The sequence below is a fragment of the Alcanivorax sp. REN37 genome, assembly GCF_041102775.1.
In the GTDB taxonomy this organism is placed as follows: domain Bacteria; phylum Pseudomonadota; class Gammaproteobacteria; order Pseudomonadales; family Alcanivoracaceae; genus Isoalcanivorax; species Isoalcanivorax beigongshangi.
The window spans coordinates 1,168,127-1,187,068 of record NZ_JBGCUO010000001.1 but is presented as its reverse complement, the minus strand read 5'-3'; the positions used below and the strand labels follow the sequence as shown (position 1 = coordinate 1,187,068).

Here is an 18,942-nt window from a genome sequence, read left to right as displayed (position 1 = left end):
CTGGTGCCGGGGGGGGCGGCATCTGGTGCCGGAGGGGGCGGCATCTCGTGCCGGGGGGCATTCCCTGCCGGGGCGGCATCTGGTGCCGGGGTGCCATGGCCATCCACCCCGGCACCTGCTGCCGGGGTCAGGATGTAGTAGTTCGACGTTCCGCTTCGCCCGCATGATTTCAGGTAACCACTTTGCTCAAGCCAGCGGATTGCATTTCGAACTGCTCGCTCAGAGAGGCAGGTTCGCTCGCTCATGGTTTTGAGCGACGGCCAGCAGTGCCCCTCATCGTTCGCCTGGTCGGCGAGCGAAATTAGCACTGCCTTCTGTGACGGAGACATTTGCAGGGGCCAGCAAATTGACATGATGCGAGTGCTCATGAAGCACCCCCTGTCCGCGCTGTGCCTTTCGCCCGGATCTCACGCGCAAGGGCCACGCAGGTCTCAGCTTCGGTTTCGTAGCTGATTGCCATGGCCTCCAGCTGATCTGCACTCATCCCCTTGCCGCCGGTCTTCGCAAGCACATAGCGGTTAAGGTCAGTGACCACGTCGGCTTCTGCGTTTACGTCCAGCGCCGCAGCGAGGCCAGAAACTGCGGGCGCCGGGGCAGCAGCCGGAAACACAAGCATCACTGCTGCAGCTCTGTACTCGGCGGGCAGCACTTCGATGAGATCCATTGCGAGGTCCAGCGGCATGGCGACTTCGCCGTTCAAGCACCGATCCAGCCGCTTCTGCGCGGCCCGAGGGTCGTCTACCGGCAACCGCGGCGACTGATGTCGCGCTGCCCAGCGCTCGGCCAGGTCGCCGGCGACACGGGTTTGCAGCCCACTCCGGCTGAACCCAAGCGCCCGCCAAATCGCCTCCAGGCGCTCGCGCGCCGTGCCGTTGTCACGCACCGCGGGTGGCACTTGCCCCAAGATTCTGTTGATTGCGTCCATTACTGTGCACCCGTATCAGCCAGTGGCCTGCTCTCGACGCTGCTGCGATGGAAAAGGTCGAACTTCTGACGCCATGAATCGGCCGGTCGACGTTTCCGTGACATAGATCTCGCGGCCCGCTCTGAGGGCCTTACTCAAACCGGGCTGTGTCATACCCAACAGCGCCGCCGCATGTGACTGCCCTTTGTCAGCGACAAAGTCGGCAAGGGAAACCTTGTGCATATGCTCTACCTCCAGCGCCAATATAACCGGCGGTTCGAAACCTATCAATACCGGCGGTTTTTGCCTCGCATAACCTCCGGCTATACGCTTCGCGCATGAGCGAAGAGAGAAAGCGCCCGCTGACTGAAGATGAGGCGGCTGAATGCCGGTCCCTGAAGTCACTGTGGGAAAGAAAACGCAAAGAGGGGATGTCGTTGACTCAGTCGGCGGCAGGCGACGCGCTTGGCATTTCACAAGCCGCTGTCAGCCATTACCTCAATGGCCGCAATAGGCTGAACCTCTCGGCCGCCCTTGGTTTTGCGAAGTTTCTGGGCGCAGACATCTCTGACTTCAGTCCTAGGCTTGCTGCGGAGCACCGCTCTCTCGCCAATGCTCGCCCAGCTGAAGCCAAGATCGTCGGCGCACTTGATCCGTGGGACGACACCACCCCTCTGCACGATGATGACGTCGAGCTTCCGTTGTTGAAGACTGTGTGCCTCGCTGCCGGCGCCGGCCTTGAGCCTGGCTCAGAAGACTTCGACGGCATGAAGCTGCGCTTCAGCAAGAGCACTCTGCGCAAGGTTGGTGTGCAGCCGGAATGCGCAGTCTGTGTGATGGTCATGGGCAACTCGATGGAGCCCATGCTGCCTGACGGTGCAACGGTAGGTGTGAACACCGCGGACAAAGCGATCAAAGACGGTGACATCTACGCGATCAATCACAACGGTGAGCTACGTGTGAAGCAGCTTTACCGCCTGAAGCAGGAAGGCTTGCGCCTGCGCAGCATCAATCGCGATGAGTGGGAAGATGAGGATCTTGGCGCAGAGGAAGCTGCGGCGGTGATTGTCATTGGGAGAGTGTTTTGGTGGTCAGCGCTTCGGTAGGCTAGCTCTGATACCGGCGCCCTGAACACATTCAAAACTGCCCGCCCTAACCTCCCGCTCTATCGTTAGTCAAAATCAAAGGGTAAAATATGAGTGATATAAAGGACCCTAGCCCCCAGATTGATATACACAAGTTCCTTCAATGGGTTCAGGATCGAGGCGGGGACGCCGGTTGTACCGTGTGCGGAAAAGACTCTTGGCTAGCAGTAAATGGTCCTCACCACTTCGGTAACTCATTGCCATATGGGGCCGGGGGGATAGGGGATTTCATGGCAACAGGGCTTCCTGTCTTGGTCTTGTTCTGTACGAATTGTCACTACATAAGAACTTTCGCCCTCGTTAAGGGTCTAGCAGAATTGGTTAAGCCTGATGCCGCACAATAACAACAATGTCACCAACTTTCCCGGCCCCCCAGAGGCTCGGGGCCGAGGGCGCAGTATGGGCGGCTCTAACAGCGGCTCTGGAGGCGGAGGATTTACCCAGATGGAACAGAGAGTTCAGCACCTGGAGTCACTGACGACGGACATTCGCATTTCGCTCGCAAGTATCGAAGCGAAGGTGGAATCCGTTGGTACTCATGGGGCCACTAAGGCCGATGTCTCCCAGCTCGAGTCGAGCATCATCAAATGGTTCGTTGCCATCGTTCTGCCCGCCATGGGGATAATCGCCGCTATATCATTTGGCGCTGCGAGACTCCTCAAGTAGCCACATAGTATGTTACGGCCCGCCTCGGCGGGCCTTTTCATTCCTAACGCCCACTCCCGCAAACCAAGCATCTCCGGGTCATATCCATCACTGGCCCACAGCACACCCGGCAGCCATCAGGCTCTACTGGCTCTTCAGCAGTGAAGAAGCGCCACACCCGCCAGGCTGAGCATAAGAACCAGACAGACCCTGCAACAGCGAATCCAAGCGCCACGGTGTTGAGGATGTCTGCCGCCGCAGCCTCAGCTAGCTGACCTGGGCTCGGCGCCATTAACCACAGAACAAGGGCAATCACTAGAGGCACTGCGTGCATGACCCACGCAGTCCAGTGCATCCGCATCTCATCCATCACAGGCACACCCCCTTGGTCGACTGCAGCTGTAGTTCCTGCTGATGCATGAGTTACCACATGCCTTCCCCGTCCTGCAGATCTTGCAGCAGCCGGCGGCCAGCTCAATGTCTGCCTGACCTTCCGCCGCTTCTGCGCATTCCGTCTCGCTCACTGCGTCAAACAACGACGCCTCGGTGTACTCAATGAGCGCATCGACCGGGCTCAGCTCCTGACCCGGCACACCGTCGCCCCAGGCTGCCGCAGACACGACAAGCAGCAGTGCTGCCAGCAGTCTCGCTATTCCTTGCATATCAAGCTCCATTGATCAGTCCTGCCCCGCCCCCCTGCGAGACATAAGGCTTAGTTAGCCCGTAGCGATGGGCTGTTCAAGCGTGCGCCGCTAGGCGGCAGTTTGATGGAACAACCGGTTCAAACACAAATATAACCGCCGGTGTTGACTGTAATGATAACCGCCGGTATTGTTTGGTCACTGGCTTGGAGACAGACATGACCAACTTCACTACCGCACAAGCGAACTGGGAACTCCGCAACCTGACCCCGCCGGAAGCGCCCGCTGCTTTTCTCGACACGCGCGAAGGCCAGCGGTGGCTGGAGGACTCGATCAGCGATCTGTGCGCCGGCGAAGACGTTACTTGGCGCCATCACTGCGGTCGCAAGGCAGGCGTGACTTTCGAGCAGCTGTTCCACGAGGCAGAGACTGACTGCGGCAAGGGCGCCGAGCTTGTTTCCGAAATTGCCCGGCAGTGGACGACTCGCCGCGAGGTCTCCGCGTCGCTCGAAAAGCGCTGGCATGAGTGCCTCGCCAATGAGGCCCGCGCCCTGCTCTCCCCGCTTGCTGATGACTACGCGGCCTACCTGCTGGCCGAAGAACAATTCGAACGACAGATGGAGCTGAAGGCATGAAGCAAATGGCCACCCGGCGGCCTCGCCACGAGATTTTGATTCTGCAGGCTGAGCGCGACTACACCATCGCCAGCCTGGAAAACCGGAAACCGATTGCGCTCGGTTCGCAGCGGACAGGGATGTCCCTTTTTGAGCGCATCACTTTCAAGTTGACCAAGGAGGTCACGCTGCCATGAACGCACAAGCAAAGCCCAGTCTGCTGGCGAAATTTGGTGACCGCTACGCGGTAGATCCAAACAAGATGTTTGAGACGTTGAAAGCCACCGCTTTCAAGCAGCGCGACGGATCTGCGCCAAGCAATGAGCAAATGATGGCTCTCCTGGTGGTGGCGGATCAGTACCGACTGAACCCCTTCACTCGTGAGATTTATGCGTTCCCCGACAAGCAGAACGGAATCGTCCCAGTCGTAGGTGTGGACGGTTGGAGCCGAATCATCAACGGGCATCCGGAATTTGACGGCATGGAATTCCGTTACAGCGACGCGCTTGTAACGCCGCCCGGCGCATCTGCACCGAGCCATGAGTGGGTTGAGTGCGTGATGTATCGGAAAGACCGAGGCCGCCCGATTGTGGTTCGCGAGTACCTGGACGAGGTTTACCGGGCCCCTTTCAAAGAGGGCATGAAGGGGCCGTGGCAGACCCACACAAAGCGCTTCTTGCGGCACAAGGCCATGATCCAGTGCGCCCGCTTGGCATTCGGCTTTGTCGGCATCTTTGACGAAGACGAGGCCGGGCGCATCGCTGAGCAGTCCGAGAGGGACATGGGCGCCGCCCAGGTTGTACGCGAGCAGGCAAAGGCCCTACCTGCGTGCCCGGAAGAGCAGATCGAAAAGTACGCAGCGGTCGTTGAATCCGGCCAGCGTCCTGCCGAGCAGATCATTTCCATGCTCCAGACGCGCTACGAACTTACGCCGGGCCAGCGCTCTGCGCTGCTGGAAGTCGCAACTACCCAGGGAGATCAGGCATGAAAATCATCCAAGGACTGATTCAAGGCACCGCTGAATGGCTTGAGCATCGTTCGAATGCGCGTAATGCCAGTGATGCACCGGCAGTCATGGGCGCAAGCTCGTACAAGACGCGTGATCAGCTGATGAGCGAGCGCGCAACAGGCATCACCCCTGAAGTGGATGCGGCAACCCAAGCTCGCTTCGACCGTGGACACGCAATCGAAGAGGCAGCGCGTCAGATTGCCGAGCGCATTGTCGGCGACGACCTGTTTCCGGTAATCGGCACAACCGATGACGGCTACCTCTCCGCGTCTTTCGACGGTCTCACGATGTGCTGCACTACCGCCTGGGAATGCAAGAGCTGGAACGAGCGCAAAGCAGCATCTGTGCGCGCTGGAGAGGTGCCGGACACCGACTACTGGCAAGTAATCCAGCAGCTTGTAGTCAGTGGCGCAGAGCGCGTGCTCTACATGATCACCGACGGCACTGACGAAAAGTGCGTTTGGATGTGGGTCGAGCTGCCCGCCGGCGCTACCGAGCAGCTGTTCGCCGCCTGGCAGCAGTTCGACGCCGACTCCGCCGGCTACACCCCGGCCCCGGTCGAAGCCCCGGCCGTAGGCAAGACGATGGACAGCTTGCCGGCGCTGAGTGTGCGGGTTGAGGGCCGCGTGATCGCATCCAACCTAGATGTTTTCCGCGAGCACGCCATGGCGGTGATCGAGGGCATCAACACTGACCTGCAGACCGATCAGGACTTTGCTGACGCAGAGACGGCCGTGAAGTGGTGTCGCGATGTCGAGTCACGGCTTGACGGTGCCGAGCAGTCTATTCTGGGCCAGACCGCTGACATCGACGCTGCGGTGCGGACAGTTCGCGACGTGAAAGAAGCGACTCGGCAGAAGCGGCTCGCGCTTGAGCGGCTGGTTAAAGCCCAGAAAGAGGCGCTGCGGCAGAAAATCGCGCTCGATGCTCGCGGCTCCTGGCAGCATCACGCCGAAGTTATCGCCGTCGCACTTGGCCACCGCGTTCAGCTGAACCTCGGTCGCCCCGACATCGACGGCGCGATGAAAGGCAAGCGGACGATCGCAAGTCTGCGCGACGCCGCCAGCACTGCCGTAGCGCAGTGGAAAGTGTCAGCCAGTCTGACGCACCAGGCCGCGGCCAAGGCGCTCGCGATGATCGACGATGCCGGCCGGCCTGAGCTGTTCCGTGACCTCAACGAACTGGTAACGAAAGACGCCGAGGCGCTGGAGCACATCATCGCGGGCCGCATTGCTGAAGCCGAGCGGCAGGAGCAAGAGCGACAAGCTGCAGAGCGCGAGCGGATTCGTGTTGAAGAAGAGGCGCGGGCCCGGCACCTCGCCGAGCGCGAGGCACAGGCACAGGCACAGGCACAGGCACAGGCACAGGCACAGGCACAGGCACAGGCATCCATGGTCGAGCCGGCGCCGCATCCCCAGCAAGTGCGCGAGCCAGCCGCAGGCGAAGCAATGATGAAGCTCGGCGACATCAATGCCCTGATCGCCCCGCTTGCAATCAACGCCGACGGCCTCGCCCAGCTCGGCTTCCAGCCGGCGGGCCAAGAGCGGGCTGCTCGCCTCTACCGTGCGTCCGACTTCCAGGCAATCTGCAACGCAATGGCCCAGCGCCTGGCTCAGGCCTGCAAACAGCGGGAGGCGGCGTGATGAACATTCCAACTGGATGGCAGCTGGTGCCTGCAGAACCCACTCCGCTTATGGCTGCAACATTTCGAGCAGACAACGAGCACGGTGCCATGACGTGGGTAACGCATACCGGTGTCCAGTGCGTCGACTTTGATAGCCGCTACCGCGCGATGATAGCCGCCGCCCCGGTGCCGCCTTGCGCTCCGCCGGTGGTCAGCAGTGCCGGAATTGAGCAAGCGTGCCAGCGATACGCCCAAATGCTGCTGGATAAGCATCCAACCATTGTTGCGGCGCAGGCCGACACTTCCCGTTCCGGGCTTCCACCGCTGTGGCACATCCTGCAGATGCTGAAGCAGATTCCTACATTATCGCCCGCCAAGGCCCACCGCTGGCTCGGATTCGTCCAGTGCGCCCTGGTGTCTCACGGCCTCACCAATATTGATGCCGAGCGCGAGGCAACTCGCGGCATGTTCGATGAAGGCGCTGCCAAGCAAGAGGCCAGACATGACTGATCAATTCTATCTGCAGGACAGCCGGGACTATGTTGGCAACTGCGTGGTTTGGTGGCGACGTGGCGGCGGGTACACAACCCGTCTGGACGAAGCGGAGAAGTTCTCGCGCGACAAGGCGATGGGGCAGCACCGTTGCCGAGAAACCGACATCCCGTGGCCGTGCTCCGAAGTTGAGCCGCTGGTCCGCCCGACCGTTGACGTGCAATTCATGCGCCCTATCCGCGAGCAGGTTGCGAAGCTGTCCGCAGAGAAGGAGACCAGCCATGACTGACGACATCAAGCTGCCGGAGCTGCCGGCAGGTTTCAAAAAACACAATCTGGCCGGTCACGATGAGGCTGTTTTCACCGACGTGCAAATGAACGAATACGCCCGCTCCGCAGTGCTGGCTGACAGGGAGAGGTTGAAGGCAGAGATTAGTGAGCTAGAGGCGGAGCGCGATTCCTACAAGGCCGAGGCCGAGCTGAATATGCACCGCGTTATTACCTGCGGAGTTGCGGCGAGAAACCCTGATCCGGAACTCACTCGCAGAGGCGAATATGCAGATAAGTGGAACACGGATCAGGCTGAGTCTGTGAGAAAGTTGCGGGAAGAGCGGGATGCGCTAATGGCTTCCGTGGTGGTGGTGGCGTTGGAAGCGGTGCAGGACGTTTTGCAAGACGCATACCAGTCTGCATATCTGGTGTGCTGTGGCCAAACCGGGACGGAGTGCTGTGGTAGCCCAGACCCTGAGTGGGAGCCGTGGGCTGAGCAGATTATGGAGAAGCTGGGTCCGATTCAGAACGCGTTGTCTGATGCCGCCCGTGCGGCAGGGGGTGAGAAGTGAGAGAGAAGCCGTCTGGATTTGTAGCCATTTGCCAATGCGGGGCGGTGGTCGGCGCTACCGATGCGGGCGCCGATGGTGTCGGCCGTATTTTGGGGGCCTGGCTTTTCCGGGGATGCACTGTGCAGCCGTATTTTTCCGGTGTGTGGTCGATAGATGTAAAGCGTTGCCAGTGCGCCGCCCGTGCGGCAGGGGGTGAGTAATGGCGCGCGGCATCAATAAAGTCATCTTGATCGGCAACCTGGGCCAGGACCCGGAAACCCGTTTCATGCCCAACGGGGGCGCTGTCACCAACGTCAGCCTGGCCACCAGTGAAAGCTGGAAGGACAAAAACAGCGGGCAGATGCAGGAACGCACTGAATGGCACCGGGTGGTGTTCTTCAATCGCTTGGCTGAGATTGCCGGTGAGTACCTGAAGAAGGGCAGCAAGGTGTACGTCGAGGGCTCGCTGCGCACCCGCAAGTGGCAGGGTCAGGATGGTCAAGACCGCTACACCACCGAGATCGTTGCCAGCGAAATGCAGATGCTGGACGGCCGCGGTGAAGGCAGCTCTAGAGCTGGTGGTGGATTTGGCGGCGGGCATGCCCGTGACCAGCAACCTAACGGCTTTGACGGCGATGGCGCCGGTGCCGGCGGCTTCGCACGCCCACAGCGCGACTCGAACGCCTATCAGGCGGCGCGCGATGGTTCAACAACTCCGCCTTTGAAGGCGAACGACTTCGACGACGACATACCGTTCTAACCGGTTCAGCCCAGCCGGCGGTGGCGCAAATAACACCGGCCCTCTCTTCAATCACTCTTAGGACCGACGGCGATGTTCATTCTCGACCACACAGAGCTGATCAAGCTGACCGGCAAGAAACACAGCGCCGCCCAGCGTGAAGCCTTGCGTCTGATGGGTGTGCCCTTCGGCGAACGCCCGGACGGAAAACCCGTTGTCACCCGCGATGCCGTGAACACCTCATTGGGCATTAAAACGCAGCCCCAAGAGTCGCGCGGCAGCGTGAACCTGGAATTCCTCAATGGGTAAGCGCGGTGCGCTGCCGCGGCGGTGGGCGTTCAAACACGGTGCCTTCTACTACCGGCCGCGCAAGTCAGAACTGGCCCTGTTCGACGGCAAAAGCTGGTACCGCCTGGGCACTGACTACCCCACTGCACTGCGAGCGTTTGCCGACAAGAAAGAGCTCGAAGCCGAGAACAAGCTTTCTTGGGCCATTGATCGCTACGAGCTGGAAGTACTGCCCACCTTCAAACCGAACACCCAAGAGTCATACAGCGCTTCGTTGCGTAGGCTGCGGCTGGCACTCGGACATAACCGCTTCTCACAGATCGAGCCCATGATCGTCTACCAGTACCTGGACGCCGTTGCTGAGAGCCGCACCATGAACGTCGCCAACAACGACCTGAAGGTGCTGAACAACGTCCTCAACCGCGCCGTGCGCTGGGGAGTCATCCGCGCCAACCCAGTCAAAAGTGAAGTGAAGTACTACGGAATTCGAGATGGAGTGAAGGTCGCCCGCACTCGCCTGGTTGAAGACTGGGAGCTCGACGAATGGAAGAAGGTTGCGAGCCCGGTGCAGCTCGCATTTGCCGCCATCGCGCTACTCACCGGCGCACGCAAAACAGACATCCTGCGCATCACCCTCGATGACGACCGCGGTGATATTTTACGAATTCTCAATCACAAAACTGGGAAGGAGTCGCTGTTTCGCATGACGGCCGCGCTGCGTGAGGCAATCACAATGGCCAGGGACACGCGCGTTGGCAGCTCTGAATTCCTATTCACCGGCCCCCGTGGCGCCGGCCTCGTGAAGAACGACCGCAGCGAGCGCTTCGACCAAAACTGGCGTGAATCAATGCAGCGGGCAATAGCAGAAACGGCCCTAAAGGAGCCCTTCACCCGCCATGACCTGCGCGCAAAAGTGGGATCTGAAGCCGAAGATGATGCCCGCGCCCAGGCGCTGCTGAATCACTCCAGCGTGGAAATGACGCGCACGCACTATCGTCGCCGAAAAGCGATCATCGACCCGGTGCGTTAATTTGATTTGTGAGACAAAAAACGATTTGTGAGACAGAGTGCCTCTGAAAGGCAGTATTCATGCGGGCTACAGCGTCGGGGAGGGTTCTACCATTGAACTACACCCGCTACACGACATTGAAGGACGGGCCTTCAAGGGCGCGGATTGTGGGGCATTTCGGTGCTGCTGACAAGGCTGTAAAAGAGAGCCCGCTACCCGGCTGAAATCCATTTAATTACCCGAAAGGGCTGCTAAACCAGCTCACCCCCCGATTGGCCACGGCGCCCCGTAACCAGGTCTCCAGACACAACTCACACTGCTTACGGCCGCCACATTACGCCATACAGACCACAACAGGTTGGCGCATCCGCCACAATCAGTGACCCAATCCACTGTTTTACAAGCAGTTTCATTCCGCAACACAATTACAGTACTTCCCGCCCATCGTCTGCCCCGAATTCACTTGGCACGCCAATCCCTCATTTTATGAAAAGCTGCCTTTCACTATGTGCTGTTCATTCCCCGCCACCCGCGCCCTAACCTCGGATGGGTGTGGTTTTTCTTTTTTGCAGTGGATTTTCGGTGCCGCAAGGTCTCTCTCGCGACTCAGCGACGCACACGAAAATCATAAAAAAGCCCGCCTGCACAGATCACCCCACACTGCCCACTGATCGGGCTCAAAATAAGAAAGGAGATCGTACTGTGAACCTCAAACCCCTCGCTTTGGCGGTGGCCTTCGGCGCCTCTTCACTGGCTCTGCCGGCTTTCGCCTCAATGGGTAATGCGCCATCCACTTACGGGTTGCTGCCTTCGGATGTCGCATCAGCGCAGGCTCTTTCGGTATTCAACAGCCAGGTCTCGGCGGTGTATTACAACCCTGCCAACCTAGTGCGTGACCGTCGCGGCGAACTCACCGGCGGCCTGTTCCACGCCGACCATGACCTCAAAACCAACGGCAGCCGCATCATGAACACGCCGTCGCAGCAGGTGCAACTGGGTCTGAAAACCGACCTCTCCAACCTTTCCACGCTGGACCACCCGCTCTACTTCGGGCTGATGGTCGGGGTGGAAAAGTACGGCAAGGAAATGATGGCGTTTGGCTCCAACACCAGTAACGCGCCGCAATATTTCAGCTACGGCCGCCAGCCGCTGTTCCTAACCGCTGGGGCCGGTACCAATATCTGGCGCGGTATTGATGTCGGCTTTTCACTGCGGGTCACCCTGCATGCCAACGCCACTTTAAATACCGATACCACCCTGGCCGGCAACACCTCGAACGAAGAGTTGGACGTCTCTGCCAAGCCGGTATTCCGTCCGATCGTGGGCCTCAACCTGCGCTGGGGTGAGACCTTCTGTCAGAAGGCCGATTGCTGGATGAACAACTTGGAAACCGCGCTTTCTTACCGCGCCTATTCCAACACCCGCACCAAAGTGCGCTCCAACGTGGCGGTGCCGGGTGTGATCCAGCCGCCGGGGCTGAACTTGGCGATCCAGACGCTGGATTCATTCCAGCCGGAAATCACCACCCTCGGCGTCAAATATGACTTCGGCCAGTTCCGCCTCGGCGTCACTGGGGAGTACCAAGCCTGGGGCCGGCTGCAGCGGGAACTGCGTGACGACACTATCAAGGACCAAGCACACGCCAACTTCCGCGACATTTTCATTCCGCGTATCGGCGTGGAGTTTGATGTCGGTGAGCACTTCACCTTCACCGCCGGTGTTGCCCACGAGCGCAGCCCGTTGGAAAGCAAGCGCACCGTCGGCGTGAACTACATCGATGCGGACAAAACTGTGCTTGGCCTTGGCGTGACCACCAAGCTGCCGAAAGTCCCGCTGCTGGCATGGCCGGTGCGCATGGACCTCGGCTACCAGTATCAGCGTTTGGACAAACGCGACTTTGAGGTTGTGAGCAGCAACGGCACTCCGCTTGGCAACGCACGCACCGAGGGTGATGTGCACGTGTTCGCCGGCTCCGTAACGCTGAATTTCTAAAAAGCATCACACCAAGGCTGATAACAATTCCAAGGAGAGTGGCCTTATGAAACGCCTATTATTGGCCGCATGCATCGCCAGCTTGGCCGCCTGCGGCGGCGGCAAGGACGATGTTAAGAGCGGTTACGAGCAGATCATCCGCGAGCAAGGACAGAGTCTGGTCTATGCCTTCCCGGGACACCAACAGATCGAGGTCCCGACCCCGGCGCCGGTGGCGCTGCGCTTCACCAGTGCCATCAAAGATCCGCAGAGCGCGGCAGCCAGCATCACCATCACCGATGCCCAAGGGCAAAGCGTGGCGTTCTCATTCGAGGCCGTCGATGGTGACCAGGGGCTGCTGCTGACGCCGGATGATGGCCTCGCGCCGCTGACCCAATACACCGTGAAAGTGCCGGCGCTGGCGCTGGTGGACGGTAATGCCAAGGCACGCACCCTGACCTTCACCACCCGCGGTCTGCACGAAGGCCCGGCTAGCCAGGTCAGCGCCGCCAACTTCGAGGTAAAGCGGCTGTTCCCAGACGGCACCAACCTGCCGGTAGCGGATATGTCTTCGCTGCGGCTACAGCTCAGCCAGCCGATCGACCGCAGCACTGTGAAATACGGCAACGCCGCCGACAGCACCATCAATCTGACCGATGCCAATGGAGCCCTGGTGCCGGCATCCGTGCTGGTGGGGGATGGCTACCTGACCATCGATCCGACCGACGACATGACGCCGGGCCAGACCTACACGCTGACCATCTCGCCAGATCTGAAAAGCCGCAGCGGCAATAGCCTGGCGGCCAACAGTGGCATGGGCAGCAACCTGTGGCGCTGGTCGTTCCAGCCGATCGACACCCGCCCCACGCCGGGTGCCGAGCGCGCACGCATGGTGCAGCTGATCGACGACAAAATGATGAACAGCCCGCTGACCGGCAAACAGATCAACCAAGTGCCCATGTACTCCGTGTTGCTTGGCCTAGAGGGCACTCAACACGCCGCCACCCCGCAAGCTCACGGTTACTTGGCGGCCGAACTGGCGCACTTGCCGAGCCACCCGGACGTTACTCCGCTGACCATTAAGCGCGGTTCACTGATCGAAACGGACTCCATGACCGTGCACATCGGTGGCGAAGTGCCGGCTGGTTTCGACTCCGGCACCGTGCGCATGGAATTCCTCAGCGACGCCACCGGCTATCTGATCGACAACCCGTTCAGCAGTGAGCCGTCTTCACCGAAACAGCTGCGGCTAATGATGGACATGGGCATCAGTGCCGACGTGGATAAAGCCAACGGCGCGGTCACCCAAACCATCCAGCACATCGAGCTGGTGGGCACCGCCATCGTGGAAGACGGCATGCTGACCATCAACGCCATGGGCGTGGTGGAGCCGAACGTGCTCGGCACCGAGCGAGCCAGTGCGTTGCTGAGCTTCTACATGCAGGGGCTGGATGATCAGAACAATGCGCCCACGCCGCCGGTGGATGATCGACCGTTGGAGTTGGTGAGTTGGACGATGGAGGATCTGTCTGCCGACGGTGGCCCCAACAAGGCGCATCTCGCCAAGCCGGGTGATCCGATTATTTTGAACTTCAATAAGCCGTTAGATGCAGCCAGTGTCAGCGGCAGCGTTTCGTTAGAGAGAGCTAGCAGTGGCGGCCTGACCGAGGAGCAAATCGAGTACTGGGTGGATGGAGCCGCATTGGTGATCAATCCCAAACAAATACTGACCTATGGTAAGGAAGGTGAAAACGTCACATACCATCTGTCTATCCAAAACACCCTGAAGGATATCCTAGGCCACCCTCTCCAGCAGCCTTTAGGAAAGACTTTCTCGTTGCCAGAGCTGGTCGATAACACTGCTGCAGAGCCGCTATTCCCTACGATTCTGTCGACGGTCCCAGACGAGCGAAAAAAAGAGCATTCACCCGTGGTCGTCTCGGTTTACCCTGGATTCCCCTGCGCCCTTTATGAAGAGTTTTTCTCAGAATTATCGACGCCCACTAATCCTCCGGCACAAAACCTTGCGACAGCCCTAGACTTCATGAAGCCCGCATTAGTGAGAGACCTATCGGCCGGCAAGGCAGGAGTTTGCGCTGGAGGCCATCCGGGCCTGGAAAAGTCTCCATCCTTCGGCGGCCCGTACGATCTCGAGCCCATGGACGATATTATTCCTGTGTTCGATATGCCCGCAAATCGACCTATCTTGGCCTACTTCTCTAAAGATATGGACGCCTCTTCTTTTGTCCAAGGCGCTACCTTCTTCGTCGAGGAAATAAATGATGATGAAACGGTAATCCAGCAGGTCTCAGGCACACTGACAGTAGAAGGTCGGTCACTCACTTTCTCACCAGATAAGCCATGGAAGGAAAATTCCCTCTATCGGTACCGTGTCCTCTCAAGTGGCTGGACTCTAAAACCAATCCTTAGCGCGGCATACGGTACTCATGGATTGGCCGCTGATGAGACTAGTATCGACTGCGGTGTGAACTCCGTCTGTGATACCTACGGACGCCCACTCCAAACTCAACCAATCGGGATTCCCTTCATTGGCAAGCGTAACGGGAATGGAACCAGCACCGGAGGTGGCCAAGACTACCGCATTGGGTCGGGTCAGACTGAGGTCGATGCAGGAGGGCCCAGCCTGGTGCAATTCTTCAAAGGGGCCAAGAACTCTGCTGCAATCTTACAGGCTCTCCGCACTCAGCCCATCTCTGACCTGAATGGTAACTTCATGGCTGAACGCAGCAACTCTGACACCTTCAGTCCAGAAATCTTCCCAGGGTCCGGAGCCATGATTCCTGGGGAATGGATGTCTGCAGGGCTCTACGAGTTTGTAAATCAGGAATACGGCCCTACCGAAATGATTAATCCCCAAGACAATAACGAACCTCTGGATCCGGGCGGTTTTCTTCCCCCACCAAATAGCGCTAAAGTTTTATCTAACCACAGAAACTTGGAGCTAGAGCAGGCGTTCGGACTGCAATACGGTGAGAGCGTCGGAATATTTGGCGTTAATAATGGATGCGGGTATCTGATCGATCCTGTGACCGATGATTTCATCCCTATGCATTGCCCTGAGCATAAATTCACCTACCTGCTTTCTGGAATATACGCAGAAGTGACCGACGAGGTAACAAGCGACGGCCTTAAGGTTCTGCTTTATCCCTCTCAGGTTCTTAGCACGGCCATGGACTCTTCTACACTGCAGCAATCTCAGAGTACTTCCTCTGGTGGCGGGATGACCATTATTGCTGGAAGTAGCGGCAAACAAATCATGCGTATGAGATACGAACCTGGCATGAAACCCATTACTGCCTATATTTCTGAGCAGAGCGGACACGCCGTCTTAAAAGCAGAGTTAGATCTGTATCTCGACCTTCCTTTCATAATGAGCTGGGGCGCTCAAATTCCCGGTAACGCTAGCGACGCCAGATCGCTTCCTATGAAGATGGAAATATCAGGACCGATCAGCTTCCTTGATGACGGAAGAATGTTGATATCTCAAACAAACCTGGGTAAAACATCCATTCAAGTTATGATATTTGGGGCTAATCCAGACCCTAATGGATACTTGGACCTATTCATACCGAAGAGCGGAGTCAATCTACAGTATGTTTCTGAACCAATAAAATAATAAAGAGGAAGGGGGCATCGCCCCCTTCCTCTTTAAAATTAACACAAGCAAAAAACAGCATTTACCACACTCTATTAACCAGAATTTAAAATCAACCATCACATTACACCGCAGAATAATAAAACCCCTCAAAAAAACAATCCATGCTTCCTTCTCACTTACGCCCCTAGTCTATGTTTGATTAGCCCCGCCCCAACAGCTATAAAATACCTCGGCGACGCCACCCAAAATTATTCACTAGGTCAGTCGCGGTCTACAATCACGCTGAATAGCTTAGCCATTCATAGATAGATTTGAACAGGCGCGGTGAAAATGACATTTGTTTTGATTGATCACTTAAGCTGGCTATCTTTCCTGCCTCTTAAAAACCAAAAGCTCTTGACACCACCCAACTTAGCTTTCGATTTAACGTCTAAACTTTCCTATGAGGCTAGGCTTGGGCGCTAATCCCATGGCCATACCATAGATAAAAAAAGCCGCCCCAGAGGGCGGCTTTCACTCTAAAGCATAATAGTTATTATAGAGGCAGAATTTCCAAGCGTTCCATCGGCGGCTGAAGCTTCAAGTCACCAGACACCGTGCAACCGGTAGAACCTTCCGATGAGTTATAGATAGTGGAGTCACCATTGGCACCACCAAAACTAAAGGTATCTTGATTATTGTAAAACACCTTGTGCATATGCCCATCGTTCACGTTAATCCCCAGCAGCGGCACCGAAATACCGATGGGACCAATACTACCCATGAAGCTGATGGCAGGAGTACCGCCGTAGGTGTACGGAATACCCACTCCCACTGCACTGGTATAGGGGCCATCATTAGCGTCTTGATCCACATACCACGGGAATCCCTTCACAGTGACAGCAGAGCAAAGGACACTGCCTGTGACGTTAGCACTGGTAACTTGGATGCCAATCTTCCATTCACCCGCCGCCGGATCGAAATCTTTACGCACGTTACCATTCAACGCAAGATCACACGACAGGGCAGCAACTCCACATTTCAAATCAGTACTACCTTTGAACGTGAAAGGGGAACCCGTGTCTGGACGACCATGCCAATCTCCTGCATGCGCACCGTCCCCATTAAAGAAGTAAGTTTTGCCATCTTCATCGGTGGCCTGAATACACGGAGCAGGACCGTCAACATGGTCAGGCGCACAAGTGCCCTCTTCCCAATAACTAGCACTGGCTCCTGCAGAAAACAGGGCAACCCCACCACCTACAAGCACTGACGCCAACAATTTCTTCTTCATCGCTTTTCTCCTTCAGCATTTTATTAGGAGCGACTTCATCCTTAACATCAACGCTCCCCGGCTTTTACCGCCATATTTGGCAGCCCCTCGAAGCTAAACGCTCGCAAGGCCTTAATCAAATAAGAGATTGCCTTTCTTCACCACCGACTGACCCACCATTAAAATCAAGCACATAGAAAAAAATAAGATAGACATGATGGCACTTTGATATTATCAATTTTTGAAATCCAGCTTTTATTAAAACCGGTACTACATACCTTTTCCCTAGCAGGAACAATGCTTAATCATTACATTTAAAAATAGAGGCGTTACATTTGGTAGCACAGCGCCGCTACTCTGCTTTCCCGACTCAGGCATTGCTGTTACTCCTTGGCGATCTTTCCGACGGACGGTGCTCTGGTTAACCCAACCCTACCAACCACTTCCTCAACAACCGCCCCAACCGCTCCTGCTCCCCCCTCGTCAACGCCGACAACAACCGCTCCCCGTTGGCCACATGCTGCGCCATTAGCCCATCCACCAGTTGAAACCCCGCCTCCGTCAGGCACACCAGCACTGCACGCCGGTCACTCGGATGCTTGCGCCGCTCAATCCAGCCGGCCTTTTCCAATCGATCCAAGCGGTGCGTCATGCCGCCGGATGACACCAACGTCGCTTCATACAGCGCCGTGGGCGTCAGCGCATGGGGGGCGCCGGCACGGCGCAGAGTCGCCAGCACGTCGAATTCACCCTGCTGCAGGCCATGGCTTTCCATGAACGGGTTGATCCACTCCTGGGACACGCGCTGGGTCAGTTCTGCCAAGCGCCCCATGATTTCCATCGGCAGGGTGTCGAGTTCAGGGCGTTCTCGACGCCATTGTTCTGCGGCCACATCGGCGCGGTCTGCATTCATGTTTGATCCCCAACTATCTTCACACTAAGATACTTTGCGCCGAGATTATGCCTGCTCGGCGTGTTCACTCCAAGGAGTCCCCATGTCTTCTCGTTCCCCGGCCGTTACCGCCACTTCATGGTTGGTGCTGGCCGCTATTGTCGCGGTGGCGCTGAACCTACGCCCGATCCTGGCTGCCACTGGTCCGCTGCTGGATTTGATCCAAGCCGATACCGGCATTGATGACCAGCACGCCGGCCTGCTGACCACGTTGCCGGTATTTGCCATGGGCCTGTGTGCGCTGTGGGCCGCTCACCTGCAGCGCTGGTTCGGCAGCCGCCAAGGCATTGTGCTGGGCGTCAGCATCATCACGTTGGCCTGCGCGGTGCGGCTGTTCTGGTACCAAGACTATGCGCTGATCATCACTGCGGCCGCCGGCGGTTTAGGCATCGCCTTGGTGCAGGCGCTGATGCCGTCGTTCATCAAAAGCCGGTTTGCCGAACGCGCCAGCACCATCATGGGGCTCTATTCCACCGGCATTATGGGCGGTGCCGCTTTTGCTGCGGCGATTGCGCCGCCGGTGGCGATCTCCCTAGGTTGGTCACCGGCCTTGGCGATTTGGGCACTGCCGGCACTGGCCGCGCTGCTGCTGTGGATGAGCCAGACCCAATCACGTGGCTCGGCCCCGGCGCAGTACCACGGCATTCCTTGGCGGTTACCGCGAGCATGGTTGCTGATGGCGTTCTTCGGCATCGGCACCGGCGGCTACACACTGGCGCTGGCATGGCTGTCGCCTTATTACACCCAGCTCGGCTGGACGCCTACCGAAAGCGGCTTGCTGCTGGCGCTGCTGAGTATTGGTGAAGTGATTGCTGGCTTGACGGTGTCGGCGCTGGTGGGTCGTTTCCACGATCGCCGCCCACTGCTGTGGACGGTGTTGGTGTTCGTACTGCTTGGCTTGGCCGGGTTGGTGTGGGCGCCGCTGACGCTAGCGATTCCGGCCACCTTGGTGCTGGCATTCGGCCTTGGCTCGCTGTTCCCGCTGTCGCTCATTATCACCATGGACCACGCCGACTCACCGGATCATGCCGGTGCGCTACTAGGCTTTGTACAGGGCGGCGGCTACATGATCGCCAGCGCCATGCCACTGATTGCCGGCATCATCCGTGGCCACTTCGATGATCTTGGCCATGCCTGGTCACTGATGATGGTGGCGGCGGTAGTATTGATGTTCATGGCGGCCCGCTTCCGCCCCAACGCCCATCGCTGACCACCAC

Annotated in this window: 18 protein-coding genes and 1 pseudogene; 14 read left to right on the top strand and 5 right to left on the bottom strand. The window is 58.0% G+C overall.

All coding sequences use genetic code 11. The annotated features are described in order from the left end of the window. Window positions 1-182 precede the first annotated feature (182 nt). The 3 genes and pseudogenes from AB5I84_RS05305 to AB5I84_RS05295 form a co-directional block, all read right to left on the bottom strand. A pseudogene (locus AB5I84_RS05305) lies at window positions 183-329 on the bottom strand (helix-turn-helix domain-containing protein); the annotation flags it as partial. Window positions 330-364: 35 nt separating this feature from the next. Beyond that, window positions 365-925 carry a hypothetical protein gene (locus AB5I84_RS05300; protein ID WP_369454817.1) on the bottom strand — a complete coding sequence of 187 codons (561 nt, stop codon included), beginning with the start codon at window positions 923-925 and terminating at the stop codon, window positions 365-367. Window positions 926-940: 15 nt separating this feature from the next. Further along, on the bottom strand, window positions 941-1,147 hold the full coding sequence (locus AB5I84_RS05295; RefSeq protein WP_369454816.1) for a Cro/CI family transcriptional regulator: 207 nt from the start codon (window positions 1,145-1,147) through the stop codon (window positions 941-943). 95 nt (window positions 1,148-1,242) lie between these two features. On the opposite strand from AB5I84_RS05295, the gene AB5I84_RS05290 reads away from it, so the two are divergent. The 13 genes from AB5I84_RS05290 to AB5I84_RS05230 all read left to right on the top strand — a co-directional run bounded on the left by AB5I84_RS05290 (window position 1,243) and on the right by AB5I84_RS05230 (window position 15,539). Next, window positions 1,243-2,010 carry a LexA family transcriptional regulator gene (locus AB5I84_RS05290; protein WP_369454815.1) on the top strand — a complete coding sequence of 256 codons (768 nt, stop codon included), beginning with the start codon at window positions 1,243-1,245 and terminating at the stop codon, window positions 2,008-2,010. A 1,543-nt stretch (window positions 2,011-3,553) separates the two neighbouring features. Continuing rightward, window positions 3,554-3,970: a hypothetical protein gene (locus AB5I84_RS05285; RefSeq protein WP_369454814.1), complete on the top strand. Its 417-nt coding sequence runs from the start codon at window positions 3,554-3,556 to the stop codon at window positions 3,968-3,970. After that, window positions 3,967-4,146 (top strand): hypothetical protein, encoded by a 180-nt coding sequence (locus AB5I84_RS05280; RefSeq protein ID WP_369454813.1) that lies wholly within the window; start codon window positions 3,967-3,969, stop codon window positions 4,144-4,146. The genes AB5I84_RS05285 and AB5I84_RS05280 overlap by 4 nt, the downstream gene beginning before the upstream one ends. Further along, window positions 4,143-4,937 (top strand): phage recombination protein Bet, encoded by a 795-nt coding sequence (gene bet, locus AB5I84_RS05275; protein ID WP_369454812.1) that lies wholly within the window; start codon window positions 4,143-4,145, stop codon window positions 4,935-4,937. The genes AB5I84_RS05280 and bet overlap by 4 nt, the downstream gene beginning before the upstream one ends. Beyond that, entirely contained in the window at window positions 4,934-6,601 is a 1,668-nt protein-coding gene (locus AB5I84_RS05270) for a lambda-exonuclease family protein (RefSeq protein WP_369454811.1), read from the top strand. The genes bet and AB5I84_RS05270 overlap by 4 nt, the downstream gene beginning before the upstream one ends. After that, window positions 6,601-7,092 (top strand): hypothetical protein, encoded by a 492-nt coding sequence (locus AB5I84_RS05265; protein ID WP_369454810.1) that lies wholly within the window; start codon window positions 6,601-6,603, stop codon window positions 7,090-7,092. Before AB5I84_RS05270 ends, AB5I84_RS05265 begins: the two co-directional genes overlap by 1 nt. Next, window positions 7,085-7,363: a hypothetical protein gene (locus AB5I84_RS05260; protein ID WP_369454809.1), complete on the top strand. Its 279-nt coding sequence runs from the start codon at window positions 7,085-7,087 to the stop codon at window positions 7,361-7,363. The genes AB5I84_RS05265 and AB5I84_RS05260 overlap by 8 nt, the downstream gene beginning before the upstream one ends. After that, the gene (locus tag AB5I84_RS05255; protein WP_369454808.1) at window positions 7,356-7,916 is read left to right on the top strand and encodes a hypothetical protein; all 561 of its coding nucleotides are present in this window, start codon (window positions 7,356-7,358) and stop codon (window positions 7,914-7,916) included. Before AB5I84_RS05260 ends, AB5I84_RS05255 begins: the two co-directional genes overlap by 8 nt. Window positions 7,917-8,115: 199 nt before the next feature. Beyond that, complete coding sequence (ssb, locus tag AB5I84_RS05250) at window positions 8,116-8,655, top strand: single-stranded DNA-binding protein (RefSeq protein WP_369454807.1); 540 nt, start codon at window positions 8,116-8,118, stop codon at window positions 8,653-8,655. 72 nt (window positions 8,656-8,727) lie between these two features. Continuing rightward, complete coding sequence (locus AB5I84_RS05245) at window positions 8,728-8,943, top strand: DUF4224 domain-containing protein (RefSeq protein WP_369454806.1); 216 nt, start codon at window positions 8,728-8,730, stop codon at window positions 8,941-8,943. After that, a complete protein-coding gene (locus AB5I84_RS05240) occupies window positions 8,936-9,952 on the top strand; it encodes a tyrosine-type recombinase/integrase (protein WP_369454805.1) in 1,017 nt (338 codons plus the stop codon). The genes AB5I84_RS05245 and AB5I84_RS05240 overlap by 8 nt, the downstream gene beginning before the upstream one ends. 681 nt (window positions 9,953-10,633) lie before the next feature. After that, a complete protein-coding gene (locus tag AB5I84_RS05235; RefSeq protein ID WP_369454804.1) occupies window positions 10,634-11,923 on the top strand; it encodes an OmpP1/FadL family transporter in 1,290 nt (429 codons plus the stop codon). Window positions 11,924-11,969: 46 nt separating this feature from the next. After that, window positions 11,970-15,539, top strand: a complete 3,570-nt coding sequence (locus AB5I84_RS05230; protein WP_369454803.1) for an Ig-like domain-containing domain — start codon at window positions 11,970-11,972, stop codon at window positions 15,537-15,539. A gap of 517 nt (window positions 15,540-16,056) precedes the next feature. Here the strand turns inward: AB5I84_RS05230 and AB5I84_RS05225 are convergent. Both AB5I84_RS05225 and AB5I84_RS05220 read right to left on the bottom strand, forming a co-directional pair. Next, window positions 16,057-16,794, bottom strand: a complete 738-nt coding sequence (locus AB5I84_RS05225; protein WP_369454802.1) for a PraA/PraB family alkane oxidation protein activator — start codon at window positions 16,792-16,794, stop codon at window positions 16,057-16,059. Between the two features lie 400 nt (window positions 16,795-17,194). Then, window positions 17,195-17,686 (bottom strand): MarR family winged helix-turn-helix transcriptional regulator, encoded by a 492-nt coding sequence (locus tag AB5I84_RS05220; RefSeq protein WP_369454801.1) that lies wholly within the window; start codon window positions 17,684-17,686, stop codon window positions 17,195-17,197. An 82-nt stretch (window positions 17,687-17,768) separates the two neighbouring features. On the opposite strand from AB5I84_RS05220, the gene AB5I84_RS05215 reads away from it, so the two are divergent. Next, window positions 17,769-18,935, top strand: coding sequence for an MFS transporter (locus tag AB5I84_RS05215; protein WP_369454800.1), 1,167 nt, complete (start codon window positions 17,769-17,771; stop codon window positions 18,933-18,935). Window positions 18,936-18,942: the final 7 nt, after the last annotated feature.

What these genes read in the sequence shown, in the direction of transcription:
- AB5I84_RS05300 (WP_369454817.1), bottom strand. Translation starts at nt 925, where the DNA reads ATGGACGCAATCAACAGAATCTTGGGGCAAGTGCCACCCGCGGTGCGT.
- AB5I84_RS05295 (WP_369454816.1), bottom strand. Translation starts at nt 1,147, where the DNA reads ATGCACAAGGTTTCCCTTGCCGACTTTGTCGCTGACAAAGGGCAGTCA.
- AB5I84_RS05290 (WP_369454815.1), top strand. Translation starts at nt 1,243, where the DNA reads ATGAGCGAAGAGAGAAAGCGCCCGCTGACTGAAGATGAGGCGGCTGAA.
- AB5I84_RS05285 (WP_369454814.1), top strand. Translation starts at nt 3,554, where the DNA reads ATGACCAACTTCACTACCGCACAAGCGAACTGGGAACTCCGCAACCTG.
- AB5I84_RS05280 (WP_369454813.1), top strand. Translation starts at nt 3,967, where the DNA reads ATGAAGCAAATGGCCACCCGGCGGCCTCGCCACGAGATTTTGATTCTG.
- bet (WP_369454812.1), top strand. Translation starts at nt 4,143, where the DNA reads ATGAACGCACAAGCAAAGCCCAGTCTGCTGGCGAAATTTGGTGACCGC.
- AB5I84_RS05270 (WP_369454811.1), top strand. Translation starts at nt 4,934, where the DNA reads ATGAAAATCATCCAAGGACTGATTCAAGGCACCGCTGAATGGCTTGAG.
- AB5I84_RS05265 (WP_369454810.1), top strand. Translation starts at nt 6,601, where the DNA reads ATGAACATTCCAACTGGATGGCAGCTGGTGCCTGCAGAACCCACTCCG.
- AB5I84_RS05260 (WP_369454809.1), top strand. Translation starts at nt 7,085, where the DNA reads ATGACTGATCAATTCTATCTGCAGGACAGCCGGGACTATGTTGGCAAC.
- AB5I84_RS05255 (WP_369454808.1), top strand. Translation starts at nt 7,356, where the DNA reads ATGACTGACGACATCAAGCTGCCGGAGCTGCCGGCAGGTTTCAAAAAA.
- ssb (WP_369454807.1), top strand. Translation starts at nt 8,116, where the DNA reads ATGGCGCGCGGCATCAATAAAGTCATCTTGATCGGCAACCTGGGCCAG.
- AB5I84_RS05245 (WP_369454806.1), top strand. Translation starts at nt 8,728, where the DNA reads ATGTTCATTCTCGACCACACAGAGCTGATCAAGCTGACCGGCAAGAAA.
- AB5I84_RS05240 (WP_369454805.1), top strand. Translation starts at nt 8,936, where the DNA reads ATGGGTAAGCGCGGTGCGCTGCCGCGGCGGTGGGCGTTCAAACACGGT.
- AB5I84_RS05230 (WP_369454803.1), top strand. Translation starts at nt 11,970, where the DNA reads ATGAAACGCCTATTATTGGCCGCATGCATCGCCAGCTTGGCCGCCTGC.
- AB5I84_RS05225 (WP_369454802.1), bottom strand. Translation starts at nt 16,794, where the DNA reads ATGAAGAAGAAATTGTTGGCGTCAGTGCTTGTAGGTGGTGGGGTTGCC.
- AB5I84_RS05220 (WP_369454801.1), bottom strand. Translation starts at nt 17,686, where the DNA reads ATGAATGCAGACCGCGCCGATGTGGCCGCAGAACAATGGCGTCGAGAA.
- AB5I84_RS05215 (WP_369454800.1), top strand. Translation starts at nt 17,769, where the DNA reads ATGTCTTCTCGTTCCCCGGCCGTTACCGCCACTTCATGGTTGGTGCTG.